The organism is Arthrobacter sp. BI5 (assembly GCF_056680065.1).
The window spans coordinates 893,002-907,260 of the sequence record NZ_CM155264.1 but is presented as its reverse complement, the minus strand read 5'-3'; the positions used below and the strand labels follow the sequence as shown (position 1 = coordinate 907,260).

The window sequence follows — 14,259 nt, the reverse complement described above, 5'->3', positions numbered from 1 at the left end:
GTCCGGTCACGCGTCGATCTTGGTGAGCGGGGCGTACCGCAGCAGTAGCCGCTTTTCGCCGACGCCGAACTTCACCTTCGCGACGGTCTTGTCCCCCGCGCCTTCGACGGCCAGCACGGTGCCGTTGCCGAAGCTGGTGTGGTTGACCTTGTCCCCCACGCTGACGGCGACGATCTCCTTCTGCGGCTGGACCCTGTTCTTGGCGATGGCGGCCGGGACGTCCGCGTTGAAGCCGGCCGAGGAGTCCGCCCCGGTGCCGCGGGCGGTGCCCGCGCCCCAGAAGGATCCGCCGTAGCGGCTGGACCCGATCGAGCCGCCGCTCCCCCAACTGCTGGCTTGGCGGGTGGATCCTTCGCGTTTCCACTCGACCAGCTCGGCCGGGATTTCCTCGATGAACTGGCTGGCAGGGTTGTACTGGCTCTGGCCCCACATGCTGCGGACCTCGGACCGGGTCAGGTACAGGCGTTTCCGGGCGCGGGTCAGGCCCACGTAGGCGAGCCGGCGTTCTTCCGCCAGCTCCTTGGGGTCGGTGGCGGAGCGCTGGTGCGGGAACAGCCCGTGCTCCATGCCGGTGAGGAACACCACCGGGAACTCCAGGCCCTTGGCGGTGTGCAGGGTCATCAGCGTGACCACGCCGAGGCGCTTGGCTTCGGCGACGGCGGCATCGATGTCGGCGCCCGGCGCGTCCGGGATCTGGTCGGCGTCGGCCACCAGGGAGACCTGTTCCAGGAAGGCGCCGAGGGAGCCTTCGGGGTTGTCCCGCTCGTATTCGCGCACGACGGCGACGAGTTCGGCGAGGTTTTCCACCCGGGATTCGTCCTGCGGGTCGGTGCTGGAGCGCAGCGTGGCGAGGTAGCCGGTCTGCTCCAGGACGGCTTCCAGGGCGGCGGCGGCGCCCGACCCGGAGGCAACCTCGGCCAGGTCGTCGAGGAGCTTCACGAAGCCCAGGACGGCGTTCACTGAGCGGGTGGCCATGCCCGGTGCTTCCTCGGCGCGGCGGGCGGCGGCCATAAAGGAGGTCCGGTCGCGCTGCGCGAGCGAGGCGATGGCGCCCTCGGCCCGGTCGCCGATGCCGCGCTTGGGCTCGTTCAGGATGCGGCGCAGGTTGACGTCGTCGTCCGGGTTGACCAGCACGCGCAGGTAGGCGAGCGCGTCCTTGATTTCCTTGCGCTCGTAGAAGCGGGTGCCGCCGACCACTTTGTAGGGCAGCCCGACGCGGACCAGGACGTCTTCGATGGACCGGGACTGGGCGTTGGTGCGGTAGAAGATCGCGACGTCGCCGGGGCGGAGGTTGCCCTCGTCCTGCAGCCGGTCGATTTCCTTGGCGATGAACTGGGCCTCGTCGTGCTCGTTCTCGCCGACGTAGCCGACGATCTTCTCGCCGTCGCCCTCGGCCGTCCAGAGCCGCTTCTCCGGCCGGTTGGGGTTCCGGGAGATCACCGAGTTGGCGGCGCTGAGGATGGTCTGGGTGGAGCGGTAGTTCTGCTCGAGCTTGATGGTCCGGGCATCCGGATAGTCCTTCTCGAACTCCACAATGTTGCGGATGTCCGCGCCGCGGAAGGCGTAGATGGACTGGTCGGAGTCGCCGACGACCGTGAGCTCGGCCGCGCCGGGGCCTTCGCCGACAATCTCGCGCACCAGGGCGTACTGGGCGTGGTTGGTGTCCTGGTACTCGTCCACCAGCACGTGCCGGAAGCGGCGCCGGTAGGAGTCAGCGAGCGCCGGGAAGGCCCGGAACATGTAGACCGTCTCGGCGATCAGGTCATCGAAGTCCATCGCGTTGGCCTGGCGCAGGCGCTGCGTGTAACCCTTGAAAACTTCGGCGACGGCCTGTTCGAAGGGGTCGCTGTAGTTGGCGCTGGAGGCGTAGCTGTCCGCGTCGATCAGCTCGTTCTTGAGCGCGGAGATCTTGTGCTGGATGGCCTTGGGGGCAAACCGCTTGGGGTCCAGGTCCAGGTTCTTGGCCACCAGCGTGATCAGCCGGAGCGAGTCGGCGGAGTCGTAGATGGAGAAGTTGGAGTTCAGGCCGACGTTGGCCGCCTCGCGCCGCAGGATTCGGACGCAGGAGGAGTGGAAGGTGGAGATCCACATGGTCTTGGCCCGGCCGCCGACCAGCAGTTCGATCCGTTCCCGCATCTCCGCGGCGGCCTTGTTGGTGAAGGTGATGGCCAGGATCTCGCCGTGGTGCGCGCGCCGGGTGGCGATCAGGTAGGCGATGCGGTTACTGAGCACCCGGGTCTTGCCGGAGCCGGCGCCTGCGACGATCAGCAATGCGCCGCCGGCGTGCTTGACTGCTTCCTCCTGCTGAGGGTTCAGGCCCTGCAGCAGCTCATCCGCGTTGGGGAGCCTGGGGCGGTCCCAGTCCTCGTGTCCACCGGGGTTCCCGTTGTGGCCGCCGACGTGGTGACTTCCGCCGTTGCTCCCGCCGGGGTGGCTTCCGGAGGACCCGAAGCCGGGGGCAGATCCCAGGTCCGGCAGGCCGCTGCCAACCCCCGGGTTTCCGGACGCTTTGGCGGGCGCGGCCGGGGTGGAGGCAGCTTGGAGGGGTCCGTCGGCATAGGGGTCAAACAACATATCCATGGTGTTAACAAGTCTAGGCGGTGCCACTGACGCCACGATCCGCGGCCCCTCCCACCCGCGGGACATGCCCTCCCCAAGCGCCAGCGGATGAACATACTGGCGTTATGTCCACGCTTAGAGCCCAAGTATGAGCATGTCCCCCGGGCGGCCACGTAAAAAATGGGCATGTTCCGCGGTCGTATAGAGGGCCCGCTAGCCTACGGACCCGGATTCCAGCGCTGCGCGGAGCTGCCGGACCGCCGTCGTACCTCCGGCGACGAACCAGTCCAAGCCGTTGACGCGGACGACGTCGGTGGCGCCGCCGGCCGCGAGCACAATCGCCTGGCCCGGCAGCCAGTCCCACTCCGGGGAGCTGTGCTGGAACCAGCAGTCCAGGCCGCCGTCGGCCACCCGGCCAAGGTCGCACGAGCCGGAGCCAAACATCCGCAGCGCCGCTGCCGAGGTCGCCGCGGCGTGCCAGGGCATGGCGCACATCGGGTCCGCGAGCCAGGTGGGATGGATGTAGGTGGCAGCGCCCAGCTCGGCCAGCGGCGTGTCTGCGCGCCCCCCGCCTGCCGCGCTGGGCCGGAAACTGGTCAGCGGCTCACCGTTCAGCGTGGCCGCGCGCGTGGTGCCGCCGAGCCAGAGCTTGTCCTCCTCCGGCTGGAAGATGGCACCGAGCAGCGGGCCGGAGGAGTCCTTGAGGGCGATCGCGGAGCACCAGTAGCTGGAGCCGTGCAGGAAGTTGTAGGTGCCGTCCACGGGGTCGATCACCCAGGTCCGGCCGCTGCTGCCCTGCTCGGAGGCACCTTCCTCGCCGAGGATGCCGTCGTCGGGCCGGCAGCGCTGCAGCTGTTCGAGCACATAGGCCTCGGCGGCGTGGTCGGCCGCGGTCACAACATCGGAGACCGACGTCTTCCGCTGCCCTTCCAGTCCTGCCTGCCGCATCAGCAGCGCGAGGGTGCCGGCTTCCCGTACCAGGGCCTCGGCGAGCTGGTAGTCATCCAGTTCGGGGCTGAGTTCCGCGGTGCTGTGCCGGCCGAGCCGGTGCCTGCCAAGTTCATTGCTGCCTGATTCGCTCACGCGTTCAGCCTAACCGGCGCCCAGAAGAACTGAACAGGCACGCCGAACCAACGCCGCCCTCGCCGAAGCCCGGCCGGCGCGGCGGCGGCCAGGGGCGATAATGGAGCCATGGCCAAGACACCCGCGCAGCGGATCAAGAAGCACGGCACGAACGCTGCCGTTCCCCAGCACCATCTGCCCGCGGTGATCAACCCCAGTACCAGCCGAACCCCGCAGAAGGCGCAGAGCAACAGCAACCTGATCCTGATCGCCGGTGTCGTGGCAAGCCTGTTCCTGTTCTGGTACGTGCACCTGCTGACCCTGAACCAGCTCACGCAGCTGACCGGCGGGATCCCGATGCCCGATTCGCTGGTCGGCGGCTTCGATCGGGGATTCGTGGAGCAGCTGCGCTCCGCCATGGACGGAGACGCCCGCGGGCAGCTCAATTACGTGCACAAGACGGCCGGCACCCTGTTCCCGTTGATCTTCGGCTTCACCTGGCTGCTGCTGATCGGCACCAATGTGGCCCGGAAACCGCTCCGTTGGGCCCTTTGGGCGGTCCCGCTGCTGTTCGCGGGGGTGCGGCTGTGGGGTAACTCGGCCATCGACGCCATGCTGTCCGCAGACACGCTCGACGGCGGCCAGGTCGCCCTGGCGTCGGGGCTCACAGTGGCCGGCTGGCTCCTGCTCGTGCTGAGCCTGGTGGTCGGCGGGGCCGCGGTCTTCCTGGGCCGCAAGGCCTCGTCCGCCCGGGCTGACGCGGCAGGACCTGCCACTCTCTAGCGTTCACGGGGCCGAGGCTCGGGTTGGCCCCGGGCCTGGTATGCCACGCGTCCGGGCCCACAGTGGGACATGCCCATTCTTGGCGGGATTCAGTGCGCATCTACCCACTATGTCCAGTGCGGGGTGTTTGCGAGGGGCATGCTCCATCTAAACTGCGGCTTTGGAACGTGACACCACGGGACATGCCCATTCTTGGAGGGGTTCAGTGGGCACATAACCACCATGTCCGATGCCCGGAGTGCGCGAGGGGCATGCGCCGCAAGGCCGGTGAATGCTGATCCCGGGTGTACCGGAAGTGCTGAGGACGCGGGATTAGCTGCGGTCGAAGCCCGTGACACGAAGCAGCCAGGACCGGAACGATTCTCGTCCCAACTCCGCCTTGAGGAAGTCGCGAGCTTGCTGCGCACGGTGGGGGGCGCCGGCGTTTTCGAAGTGGACCTCAGCCTCTGAAAGAGCTTGGCGAGCTGAATTCTTATCGCCGGTTGCGAGGTACGCCCTCCCCAAGAGGAACCACGCATCTGCCACCACTTGAAGTGATGCTGTCCCGGTGCCGCAGATGTCCTCGAGCAGGGTAACCGCGGACTTTGCATCCCCGGCTAGAAAACTCCAATGAGCTCGATTGCGCTTTAGAAGGAGCATGTCGTTCTCGCTGCCACCAATGACGTCCGTAGCCAACTCGGCCCGCTCGATGCACCTGAGCGTGTCCGGATCAGCGACGTTTGCTGCGAGGCGCATGGCGGCGGACGCCTTGTTGAACTTGGCCCAGACATTCAAGTCCCGGGCTGGCGAAAATGTTGAGGCGGCAAGCTCGTGATAGCGCAAGCCCTCCTCTATGTCGTCACATAGGAACGCCACGTTCCCGATAACCCAATAGGCCTTTCCCGCTAACTGCTCGTCCACTTCGTCGGAAATGACATTTGCGAGGCCCTTGCTTTCGGACCAGGCGTCTGTCAGCTTGCCGGAGTCCGCAAGCGCGGCGATCAATGCCTGCCTCGCCTTAACGTTGACGTCGACGTCAGACTCATGGTTGGTCAGTTCAACGGCTGCCCTAGCTTCGGCGGCAGCAGACTCAAGCAGCCCGGAACCCTGATGGGCCTTTGCAACGAGAATGTGCACTTGGGCTCGCAATTGCGGAGAGATTGCCTGGGCGTCACTTACGAGCGTCGAGGCCGTGTCAGCACAGGCCTCGAAGTTGGCGTCGGACAAGAAGCATTCAGCACGGAAATACGTCATGGACCACCACGACTCCAGATCGCCGTCGTTCAGCGCAATGTCAGCGGCCACACTCGCACTCTTTGCGGCTTCCGCGAAGTCGTGGCTTGACTGATGCTCTCGCGCCCGAAGCTCGGCCGCGGCATATGCCGGCGAGACTGATTGTTGTCGCATGGATCCATTATCCGTTCTCGAGAGGACGAAGCAGGACAGCACACGCAAGCCAATGCCGATGCAAAACGCAAGACTTCCGCGCGAATAGCATAAGCTTCCGATAATTCGTCGAAATCGTTACCCATCGGCGTGTTAGCTACCCCTATACTGAAGTCGCACCACATGAGTCACATTAGCCTCTCACGTAACAGGAGTCCTACATGAAGAAGACCCTCGCAACACTCCTCGTAGCCGGTGCCCTGGCAGCTGCTGGCCTTTCGGCTTCAGCGGCTGTCTCGGCCAGCGGCGACAACTCGGGACAGGGCTCCGTAGTGGCAGTCAACTACTGGCCCGACACCATCCGCAAGTAAGGCGAGTCAGCAACCGCAAAGGGCGGGAATCGGAGTTAGCTCCGGTTCCCGCCCTTTGTCATACCTAGCAATAACAGCCCAGCCGCCGGCGTTCGCCAACCGCACCCCGCCGGCCGCACCCCGCCCGGGCAGCCCCCGCCGGATCCCTACTGCGAAACCGCCCGGCCCTCGCTGATGAGGGCTTCGACGGCTTCGGCGGGCGCCGGCCGGCCGAAGTAGTAGCCCTGGCCGCTGCCGCAACCCAGCCGGACCAGTTCCTCGGCCTGCTCGGCCGTCTCAATGCCCTCCGCTACGGCCTTGAGCCCGCAGGCATGGATCAAATGCAGCACGGCCTCGACAAAGCCGCCCTGCTCCTCGTCCGTTCCCAGTCCGTCGATCAGGCTCTTGTCGATTTTGACCACGTTGACCGGGAGCCGGCGCAGGTAGCTGATGGAGGAGTATCCCGTGCCGAAGTCGTCGATTTCGAGTTGCACGCCGAGCTGCCGCAGCCCGCTGAGCGAGTACTTGTCCACGTCGCCGCCGGTGACGGCCATGGATTCCGTCAGCTCGATGATGAGGTTCGCGGCATCGACGCCCGTCTCGCGGAGGATGTCCTGAACGTGTTCGATCAGCTCGAGGTTCTGCAACTCGGTGGTGGAGATGTTGACCCGGACGGAGAACTCGCTGTCCAGCGGCAGCCGCTCCTGCCAGTCCCGGAGCTGGCGGACGGCGTTGCGCAGGACCCAGTGCCCCAACTCCACGATCATCCCGGTCTCCTCCGCCAGCGGGATGAACTGGTCCGGCATCAGGAGCCCGCGCTCGGGGTGGTTCCAACGGACCAGCGCCTCGACGCCCTCGATCCGCCCGCTAGCGAGCTCCACCACCGGCTGGAAGTGCAGCGTCAGCTGGTCCTGGCGGATCGCCTCGCGCATTTCGGTGACCATCAGGCTCTGCAGCCTGCGGGCGTACAGCAGCGCCGGTTCAAAGATCTTGATCCCGCTGTGCGGCTGCGCCTTCGCCGCATACATGGCCGTGTCGGCTTCCATCACCAGGTCGTCGGCGGACTGGCCCGGCTCCGCCACACGCACCCCGATGCTGGTGCCGCAGGTAACCCTCAGGTCGCCGATCTCCAGAGGCTCGCTGAGGGCCTTGAGAATCCTGTTGGCCACCCGCCGGGCGCGCACGAGGTTGGATTTGGGCAGCATGACGGCGAATTCGTCGCCGCCGAGCCTCGCCACGGTATCCGTTACCCGCACCGCGTCCTGCAGCCGCCGGGCGATCACCCGCAGCACGTCGTCGCCCGCGCTGTGGCCCAGCGTGTCGTTGATGCCCTTGAAGGAGTCAAGATCGAGAATCAGCAGGGCCGGCGGCATCTCTCCGCGGGACGTTTCGGCGAGCGCGTGGCTGAGCACCGAGTTCAGCGCGGTCCGGTTGGCCAGCTGGGTCAGGGGGTCCGTCAGCGCCATCCGTTCCAGCTCAACTTGGGCCTGGCGCAGCATCGCGGTCCGGCTTTCGACGCGCTCCTCAAGCTCCTGGTAGATGGTCTGCAGATCATCAGCCATCAGGTTGATGCCCGCAATGACGGCGGCGACGTCGTCGCGCGCGCCGGAGTGGGGAATCCGGGTGCTTAGATCGCCGCTGGCGATCCGGACGATTCCCTCCACGAGGCTATGGAGCCGGGGGTCTGGTACATCACTTTTCACTCGTATAAGGCCTTAACCACTTGAGGGCGTCTGTGCGCGAAATGAAGAACTCCGCCGGAATGGTTTCCGTCCTTGAACGCAGCAGGTAATGCGCAATAACGCGGTCCACGGGGCTTTCCCCCACCAGCGCGAACGCCGAGGCGGCAATGGATCCGGCATAGACCTGGCGGGCCTCCACGCTGACGCCGACGACGCCGGAAATGACCAGGAGCACCGGAACCCGCTTACCGTCCGCAAGGGTCCGGACTGCGGCACCGGCCTCTCGCGCCTCCGGCCCCTCGATCTCCCGGTTCGGCGGGAGCGCGACTTCGATGATGCCGCCTTCGAGCAGCCGGACGCCGATGACTGGCTCCGCGGGAGCTTCCGCTGGGGGAACTCCCGGTTCGGCCAGTCCCAGTTCCGCGAGGCTGAGCACTGTAAGGGACGACGACGGCGACCCGTCGCCGGGTGCGTCAAGTAGGGCCGGGGTTTCCTCGGGGACTTGCCCGCCCGGCGCGGCGGGGGCTTCGACCGTCACAGGGCAGCTACCCGACGGACAACAGCCGCGTGGGCGGGGTGGTCGCCGAAGGAAGTCGCTGCCAGGCGCGGCGCAACCAGCTGATCAGACATGTGCCCCCACAGACTACAAGTCGGCAATTCGGCGTGCGCTGGAGCCAAGCTCCTGCACGAGGCACCGGAGCGTTCCGGCGAATGCCCCCATAATAGTGCAAGCCACCGCCCGGATGAGACATAAGACACCCCACGACACAGATTGGCCGAAAGCGCCGAAGAGGTAGCGGACCGCACGCGGTGCCCGCCTGCGCCGCGTCAGCGGGGAGAAGTCCCCTGCACGCGCGCCAGCTTGCGCGTCACCAGCTCCTGCCGGACGCGTTGCGCGACCACCAGCCCCAGCGCCGCCGTACCAATGGTGATGGGGTATCCCATCAGCCGTTCCAGGGTGCCGGGCTCGGGCACCCGCATGCCGGTGGCCCCGCCGGTGATGAGGGCGGCCAGCGAGACGGCGCCGCAGGCCAGGATGAACCAGCCCAGCGGCGTCTGTTGGCGCCACAGCCAGCCCACCAGCACCAGGGCCAGGCCGCCGGCGGCGAAGTACATCAGCGCCCCGGCCAGATGCCAGCCGGAGCCGGCGTCTTCGGGCACCAGCCCCACGATCACGGTCCCGGCGCCGGCGGTCACGCTGAGCGACCGGGCAGCAAAGGCGGCGGTCGACGGCGAACGCCGCCCCGGGACGACGGCGAGCCGCGCGCCGGCCCGGGCAGCGACGCCGATCACGGCGGAGCTGAGCAGCAGCGCCCCGACCATCATGCCGATCCCCTGCACCACAAACGAGGCGTTCATCAGCAGGTGAGCCGGCGAACAGACGTCGCGGCCGGAGAACTCGCCGCAGCCCAGGGCGCCGAGGTCACTGATGTAGCCGGTGCGCCGGCTGTACGGCTCCCGGCCCGCCCACGCCCCGATCACCGCCGCCTCGGCGACGAAATACTGCAGCACGCTCAGTTTCGCGAGCGCTCCGAGATAGAACCTCGTGGCGGCCACATCGGGAAAATAAATAAGGTCCCGGGAAACCGTCCGGGCTGAGGCTGTCATGCCAAGAGCGTAGTACGCGCACTCACCTTGTATGCTTGTATCCGTGTCCGGACGGGCCGGCCGACGGCCACCCGCCTGCACGCCCGCCCTCGTAGCTCAGTGGATAGAGCACGGCTCTCCTAAAGCCGGTGTCGTTGGTTCGATTCCAATCGAGGGCACTTGGACTCCCAGACGCCGGCCGCCGGCGAAGACGATGAACGGCGCTTCGAACTGCGCACCTACCTGCTGGGCAGCTGGACCGTGGCCCGCACCCTGCTGGACCGGGCCACCGGCAGCCGCGGCACCTTCACCGGCGTCGTCCGCTTTACGGATACCGACGACGGCGGCCTCCGCTTCCGTGAAGAAGGCACCGTGTACTGGAACCCGGCAGGCGCCGCGCCCTTTACCGGCCCGGCGAGCCGCGAGTACCTCCTGAAACCCTCGGCAACACCGGAGGCGATGGACATGTTCTTCCCCGACGGCCGCCCCTTTCACCGCATCGGCTTCGGCGGGCAGGACAGCCGGGACACGCACTGGTGCGATCCGGACTCCTACCGGGTCGACTACACCCGGCTCGGGCCGGATGAATTCCGTTACCGCTGGGATGTCACCGGCCCGGCCAAGGACCTGGAGCTCGACTCCATGCTCACCAGAACGGGCGTGAATCCCCGCATTGTGGTCTCCGCCGTCTGCGTCTTTGATGCCGCCGGCCGGCTGCTGACCGTCCGCAAACGCGGCACGGAAAAATTCATGCATCCGGGCGGCAAGCCCGAGGCCGGCGAAACCGCGGCCCAGGCTGCCTCGCGCGAACTTGAAGAGGAAGTCGGTATTGTGGTGGCGGCCGAGGACCTGGAACCCCTCGGCAGCTGGCTGGCCGAGGCCGCCAACGAGGCAGCCACACAGATCGAGGCCACGGTCTTCACCGCGCCCACGTTGATTAACGCAACGGGCAGCTGGACCGCACGCCCGTCCGCCGAGATCGCCGAAATTCGCTGGCTCGACCTGGCCGGCCCGCTGCCGGAGGACCTGGCGCCGCTGCTCACGGAGCACGTGCTGCCCGCCCTCGCCGCGCAGCCCGGCCGGCACACGGCCGGCCCCACCCCAGGCCGGCGCACCCCAGCCGGCCGCACCCCAGCCGGGCGGACCCCAAGCCAGGACTAAAGCTCCGGCACCGCTTCGGCCGCCACCGCGGTGGCCTCGGCGAACTGGGTCCGGTACAGCTCCGCGTAGCGGCCCTCTGCGGCGAGCAGTTCGTTGTGCGTGCCGCGCTCAACGATCACGCCGTCCTCAACCACCAGGATGGCGTCGGCGGCGCGGATGGTGGAGAGCCGGTGCGCGATCACCACGGCGGTGCGGCCCTCCAGCGCCGCGCCCAGCGCTTCCTGCACCGCGGCCTCGTTGGTCGAGTCCAGCGCGGCCGTGGCCTCGTCCAGGATCACCACCCGCGGCTGGGCAATGAGCAGCCGCGCGATGGTGAGCCGCTGCCGTTCGCCGCCCGAGAGCCGGTAGCCGCGCTCCCCCACCACGGTGTCCAGGCCGTCCGGCAGCGAGCGGATCATGTCCTCGAGCCGGGCCTGGCGCAGCACGTCCCACATCAGCTCCTCGCTGGCGCCCGGGCGGGCCAGGCGCAGGTTGGAGGCGATGCTCTCGTGGAACAGGTGCCCGTCCTGGGTCACCATGCCCAGGGTTTCGCGCATCGAATCGAAGGTGAGGTCGCGGACGTCCACGCCGGCGCCGGACCCCGCACCGCCGAAGCGGACGGCGCCCGAATCGACGTCGTAGAGCCGTGAGAGCAGCTGGGCGATGGTCGACTTGCCGGCGCCCGAGGAACCCACCAGGGCCACGGTCTGGCCCGGTTCCACCCGGAAGCTGATGCCGTGCAGCACTTCCTCGCCGCCGCGGGTATCGAGCGTGGAGACGTCCTCGAGCGAGGCCAGCGAGACCTTGTCCGCCGACGGGTAGGAGAAGCGGACGTCGTCGAACTCCACCGAGAGCGGGCCGCGCGGCGATTCCACCGCGTCCGGCTTCTGCCGGATGAGCGGCTTGAGGTCTAGGATCTCGAAGACCCGCTCGAAGCTGACCAGGGCGCTCATGATTTCCACCCGGGCGTTGGAGAGCGCGGTGAGCGGCGCGTAGAGGCGGGTGAGCAGCAGCGCCAGCACAACGACGTCGCCCGCGGCGAGCTGCCCGCCCAGGGCCAGCCAGCCGCCCAGGCCGTAGACCAGCGCCAGGGCCAGGGCAGAGACGAGGGTCAGGGCCGTGACGAAAGTGAACTGCAGCATCGCGGTGCGGACGCCGATGTCCCGCACCCGGCCGGCGCGGAGCGCGAACTCGCGGGATTCCTCGTCCGGCCGGCCAAAGAGCTTCACCAGGGTCGCGCCCGGGGCGGAGAAGCGCTCCGTCATCTGCGTGCCCATCGCGGCGTTGTGATCGGCGGCCTCGCGGCGCAATTCGGCCAACCTGGAGCCCATCCGGCGGGCCGGGATGAGGAAGATCGGCAGCAGGATCATGGCCAGCACGGTCACCAGCCAGGACTTGTTCAGCATCACCACGAGCGTGAGGGCCAGGGCCACCACGTTGCTGACCACACCGGAGAGCGTGCCGGCGAAGGCGGACTGCGCGCCGATCACGTCATTGTTGAGCCGGCTGACCAGCGCCCCAGTGCGGGTCCGGGTGAAGAACGCGATCGGCATCTTCTGCACGTGGTCAAAGACCTTGGTGCGCAGGTCCACGATCACGCCCTCCCCGATGGTCGAGGACAGCCAGCGCGTCACCAGCCCGATCCCGGCCTCGCCCACCGCCACGATCGCGATCAGCACGGCGAGCCAGATCACCGTGCCGGCGTCGGCCTTGGCGATGATCGCATCCACCACCTGGCCGGCCAGCACCGGCGTCGCAACCGCGAGGACGGCCATCACGATGGACAGCAGCACGAAGGCGATCAGCCGGCCGCGGTGCGGCCGGGCGAAGCCGAAGACACGTTTGAGGAGCTCCTTGGAGAACGGCTTGGAACCGGACGAGGCGCGGGTGATGTTGTACAGGGAGCTCCAGGCAACCCGGTCCATGCTCATGAGTTGGTACCTTTCGGGGCGCTCGCGCCCAGCAGTTCGGTGACGACGCCGTTGACGACGTTCCAGCGCACGTCCAGGCGCACGTTTTCCAGCAGGCGGCGGTCGTGCGTGACCAGCAGCAGGGCGCCGTCGTAGCTGTCAAGGGCCTCCTCGAGCTGCTCGATCGCCGGGAGGTCCAGGTGGTTGGTCGGTTCGTCGAGGACCAGCAGGTTCACCCCGCGCGCCTGCAGCAGCGCCAGCGCGGCCCGGGTCCGTTCGCCCGGTGAAAGTGAGTCCACGGGCCGGGAGGTGTGGTCGGCCTTGAGCCCGAACTTGGCCAGCAGGGTCCGGACCTCCGCGGGGGTCTGGTCCGTCAGCACGGCTTCGACGGCGTCGGCAAGTTTGAGGTGGCCGGCCAGCAGCCCGCGGGCCTGGTCGATTTCCCCGACCGCCACCGAGGCGCCCATGGACGCGTCTCCGGCGTCGGGCCGCTGCACGCCCAGCAGCAGCCGCAGCAGGGTGGACTTGCCCGCGCCGTTGGGCCCGGTGATGCCGATCCGCTCGCCGGCGTTGAGCTGCAGGTTCACCGGCCCCAGGGTGAAGTCCCCCTGGTGCACGACGGCGTCCCGCAGCGTCGCGACGACGGCGCTGGAGCGCGGCGCCGCGCCGATGCTGAACTGCAGCTGCCATTCCTTGCGCGGTTCCTCGACTTCCTCCAGCCGGGCGATCCGGGACTCCATCTGCCGGACCTTCTGGCCCTGCTTCTCGGAGGACTCGGTGTTCGCGGCACGGCGGATCTTGTCATTGTCCGGGCTCTTTTTCATCGCGTTGCGAACGCCCTGCGAGCTCCACTCCCGCTGGGTGCGGGCCCGGGAGACCAGATCGGCCTTGGTAGAGGCGAACTCCTCGTAACGTTCCCGGGCGTGCCGGCGGGCCACGGCGCGTTCCTCCAGATAGGCCTCGTAGCCGCCGTCGTAGACCGCGACGGCGTTTTGGGCGAGGTCCAGCTCCACGACGGTGGTGACGCAGCGGGCCAGGAATTCCCGGTCGTGCGAGACCAGCACGACGCCGCCGCGCAGGCCCTGGACGAAGGCCTCCAGCTTGGCCAGGCCATTGAGGTCAAGGTCGTTGGTGGGCTCGTCCAGCAGGACGATGTCGAAACGGCTCAGCAGCAGGGCCGCGAGCGCCACCCGGGCGGCCTGCCCGCCGGAGAGCCCGGTCATTGCGGCGTCGGGTCCCACCTCGAGGCCCAGGTCCGCCAGCACCGGCGGGATCCGCTCCTCCAGGTCGGCGGCGCCGGAGGCCATCCAGCGGTCGAATGCCACCGAGTACGCGTCCTCGGAACCCGGGGCGCCGGTACCCAGCGCCTCCGCGGTGGATTCCATGTCCGCCGTCGCCTGCCCGCAGCCGGTGCGCCGGGCGATGCAGCCGGCCACGGTTTCGCCGTCGATCCGTTCGTGTTCCTGCGGCAGCCAGCCGACGAAGGCGTCGGCCGGGGCAAGGCTGACCGTGCCCTCCTGCGGCTGGTCGACGCCGGCGAGCAGCCGCAGCAGCGTGGACTTGCCCGCGCCGTTGGCGCCCACGACGCCGACGACGTCGCCGGGCGCGACGGTGAGGGAGAGTTTGGAAAAGAGTGTGCGGTGGTCGTGACCACCGGAGAGGTCCTTGGCAACAAGGGTTGCAGTCATTAGTCCATTCTCTCACCGAGGCCCAAAACGGGCGGCCAGGACGGCGCCCGGCCGGGCCGGAAAACCGCCGGAATCGGCGCACATTCCGCCGGGCATAGAAGAACCCGCTGGTCCGGACTTGGGGGGTGTACGG

General features: G+C 68.0%; 10 protein-coding genes, 1 tRNA gene and 2 pseudogenes. 5 read left to right on the top strand and 8 right to left on the bottom strand.

The genetic code is table 11. The features are described 5' to 3' along the window. Positions 1 to 6: 6 nt before the first annotated feature. Positions 7 to 2,580, bottom strand: a complete 2,574-nt coding sequence (gene pcrA / locus AC1MED_RS04290) for a DNA helicase PcrA (RefSeq protein WP_479785618.1) — start codon at positions 2,578 to 2,580, stop codon at positions 7 to 9. A 192-nt stretch (positions 2,581 to 2,772) separates the two neighbouring features. Next, positions 2,773 to 3,642 (bottom strand): inositol monophosphatase family protein, encoded by an 870-nt coding sequence (locus AC1MED_RS04285; RefSeq protein WP_479785617.1) that lies wholly within the window; start codon positions 3,640 to 3,642, stop codon positions 2,773 to 2,775. A gap of 108 nt (positions 3,643 to 3,750) precedes the next feature. Here AC1MED_RS04285 and AC1MED_RS04280 point away from each other — a divergent pair, with 108 nt between their 5' ends. Then, positions 3,751 to 4,404, top strand: a complete 654-nt coding sequence (locus AC1MED_RS04280; RefSeq protein WP_479785615.1) for a hypothetical protein — start codon at positions 3,751 to 3,753, stop codon at positions 4,402 to 4,404. 312 nt (positions 4,405 to 4,716) lie between these two features. Here AC1MED_RS04280 and AC1MED_RS04275 read toward each other — a convergent pair whose 3' ends face one another. Beyond that, the gene (locus AC1MED_RS04275) at positions 4,717 to 5,790 is read right to left on the bottom strand and encodes a hypothetical protein (protein ID WP_479785614.1); all 1,074 of its coding nucleotides are present in this window, start codon (positions 5,788 to 5,790) and stop codon (positions 4,717 to 4,719) included. A 200-nt stretch (positions 5,791 to 5,990) separates the two neighbouring features. On the opposite strand from AC1MED_RS04275, the gene AC1MED_RS04270 reads away from it, so the two are divergent. Then, complete coding sequence (locus tag AC1MED_RS04270; RefSeq protein ID WP_479785613.1) at positions 5,991 to 6,140, top strand: hypothetical protein; 150 nt, start codon at positions 5,991 to 5,993, stop codon at positions 6,138 to 6,140. Positions 6,141 to 6,286: 146 nt separating this feature from the next. On the opposite strand, the gene AC1MED_RS04265 is transcribed toward AC1MED_RS04270, so the two are convergent. The 3 genes from AC1MED_RS04265 to AC1MED_RS04255 form a co-directional block, all read right to left on the bottom strand. Then, positions 6,287 to 7,783: a putative bifunctional diguanylate cyclase/phosphodiesterase gene (locus tag AC1MED_RS04265; RefSeq protein WP_479785611.1), complete on the bottom strand. Its 1,497-nt coding sequence runs from the start codon at positions 7,781 to 7,783 to the stop codon at positions 6,287 to 6,289. Between the two features lie 28 nt (positions 7,784 to 7,811). Continuing rightward, on the bottom strand, positions 7,812 to 8,339 hold the full coding sequence (locus AC1MED_RS04260) for a DUF7793 family protein (protein ID WP_479785610.1): 528 nt from the start codon (positions 8,337 to 8,339) through the stop codon (positions 7,812 to 7,814). A 290-nt stretch (positions 8,340 to 8,629) separates the two neighbouring features. Continuing rightward, positions 8,630 to 9,409, bottom strand: coding sequence for a DUF998 domain-containing protein (locus AC1MED_RS04255; protein ID WP_346960600.1), 780 nt, complete (start codon positions 9,407 to 9,409; stop codon positions 8,630 to 8,632). 85 nt (positions 9,410 to 9,494) lie between these two features. On the opposite strand from AC1MED_RS04255, the gene AC1MED_RS04250 reads away from it, so the two are divergent. The 3 genes and pseudogenes from AC1MED_RS04250 to AC1MED_RS04240 form a co-directional block, all read left to right on the top strand. Next, positions 9,495 to 9,567, top strand: a tRNA-Arg gene (locus AC1MED_RS04250). An 82-nt stretch (positions 9,568 to 9,649) separates the two neighbouring features. After that, positions 9,650 to 9,982: pseudogene (locus tag AC1MED_RS04245) on the top strand (DUF6314 family protein); the annotation flags it as partial. Between the two features lie 48 nt (positions 9,983 to 10,030). Continuing rightward, a pseudogene (locus AC1MED_RS04240) lies at positions 10,031 to 10,465 on the top strand (NUDIX hydrolase); the annotation flags it as partial. Positions 10,466 to 10,545: 80 nt separating this feature from the next. On the opposite strand, the gene AC1MED_RS04235 reads toward AC1MED_RS04240, so the two are convergent. Together AC1MED_RS04235 and AC1MED_RS04230 are read right to left on the bottom strand one after the other, a co-directional pair. Then, positions 10,546 to 12,459: an ABC transporter ATP-binding protein gene (locus AC1MED_RS04235; RefSeq protein WP_479785608.1), complete on the bottom strand. Its 1,914-nt coding sequence runs from the start codon at positions 12,457 to 12,459 to the stop codon at positions 10,546 to 10,548. Continuing rightward, positions 12,456 to 14,126, bottom strand: a complete 1,671-nt coding sequence (locus tag AC1MED_RS04230; RefSeq protein WP_479785606.1) for an ABC-F family ATP-binding cassette domain-containing protein — start codon at positions 14,124 to 14,126, stop codon at positions 12,456 to 12,458. Before AC1MED_RS04230 ends, AC1MED_RS04235 begins: the two co-directional genes overlap by 4 nt. Between the last annotated feature and the right edge of the window lie 133 nt (positions 14,127 to 14,259).

Bases quoted from the DNA above. Each gene is read 5' to 3' on its own strand.
- AC1MED_RS04230 (WP_479785606.1), bottom strand. From the start codon at position 14,126: ATGACTGCAACCCTTGTTGCCAAGGACCTCTCCGGTGGTCACGACCAC.
- AC1MED_RS04280 (WP_479785615.1), top strand. From the start codon at position 3,751: ATGGCCAAGACACCCGCGCAGCGGATCAAGAAGCACGGCACGAACGCT.
- AC1MED_RS04275 (WP_479785614.1), bottom strand. From the start codon at position 5,790: ATGCGACAACAATCAGTCTCGCCGGCATATGCCGCGGCCGAGCTTCGG.
- pcrA (WP_479785618.1), bottom strand. From the start codon at position 2,580: ATGGATATGTTGTTTGACCCCTATGCCGACGGACCCCTCCAAGCTGCC.
- AC1MED_RS04255 (WP_346960600.1), bottom strand. From the start codon at position 9,409: ATGACAGCCTCAGCCCGGACGGTTTCCCGGGACCTTATTTATTTTCCC.
- AC1MED_RS04235 (WP_479785608.1), bottom strand. From the start codon at position 12,459: ATGAGCATGGACCGGGTTGCCTGGAGCTCCCTGTACAACATCACCCGC.
- AC1MED_RS04270 (WP_479785613.1), top strand. From the start codon at position 5,991: ATGAAGAAGACCCTCGCAACACTCCTCGTAGCCGGTGCCCTGGCAGCT.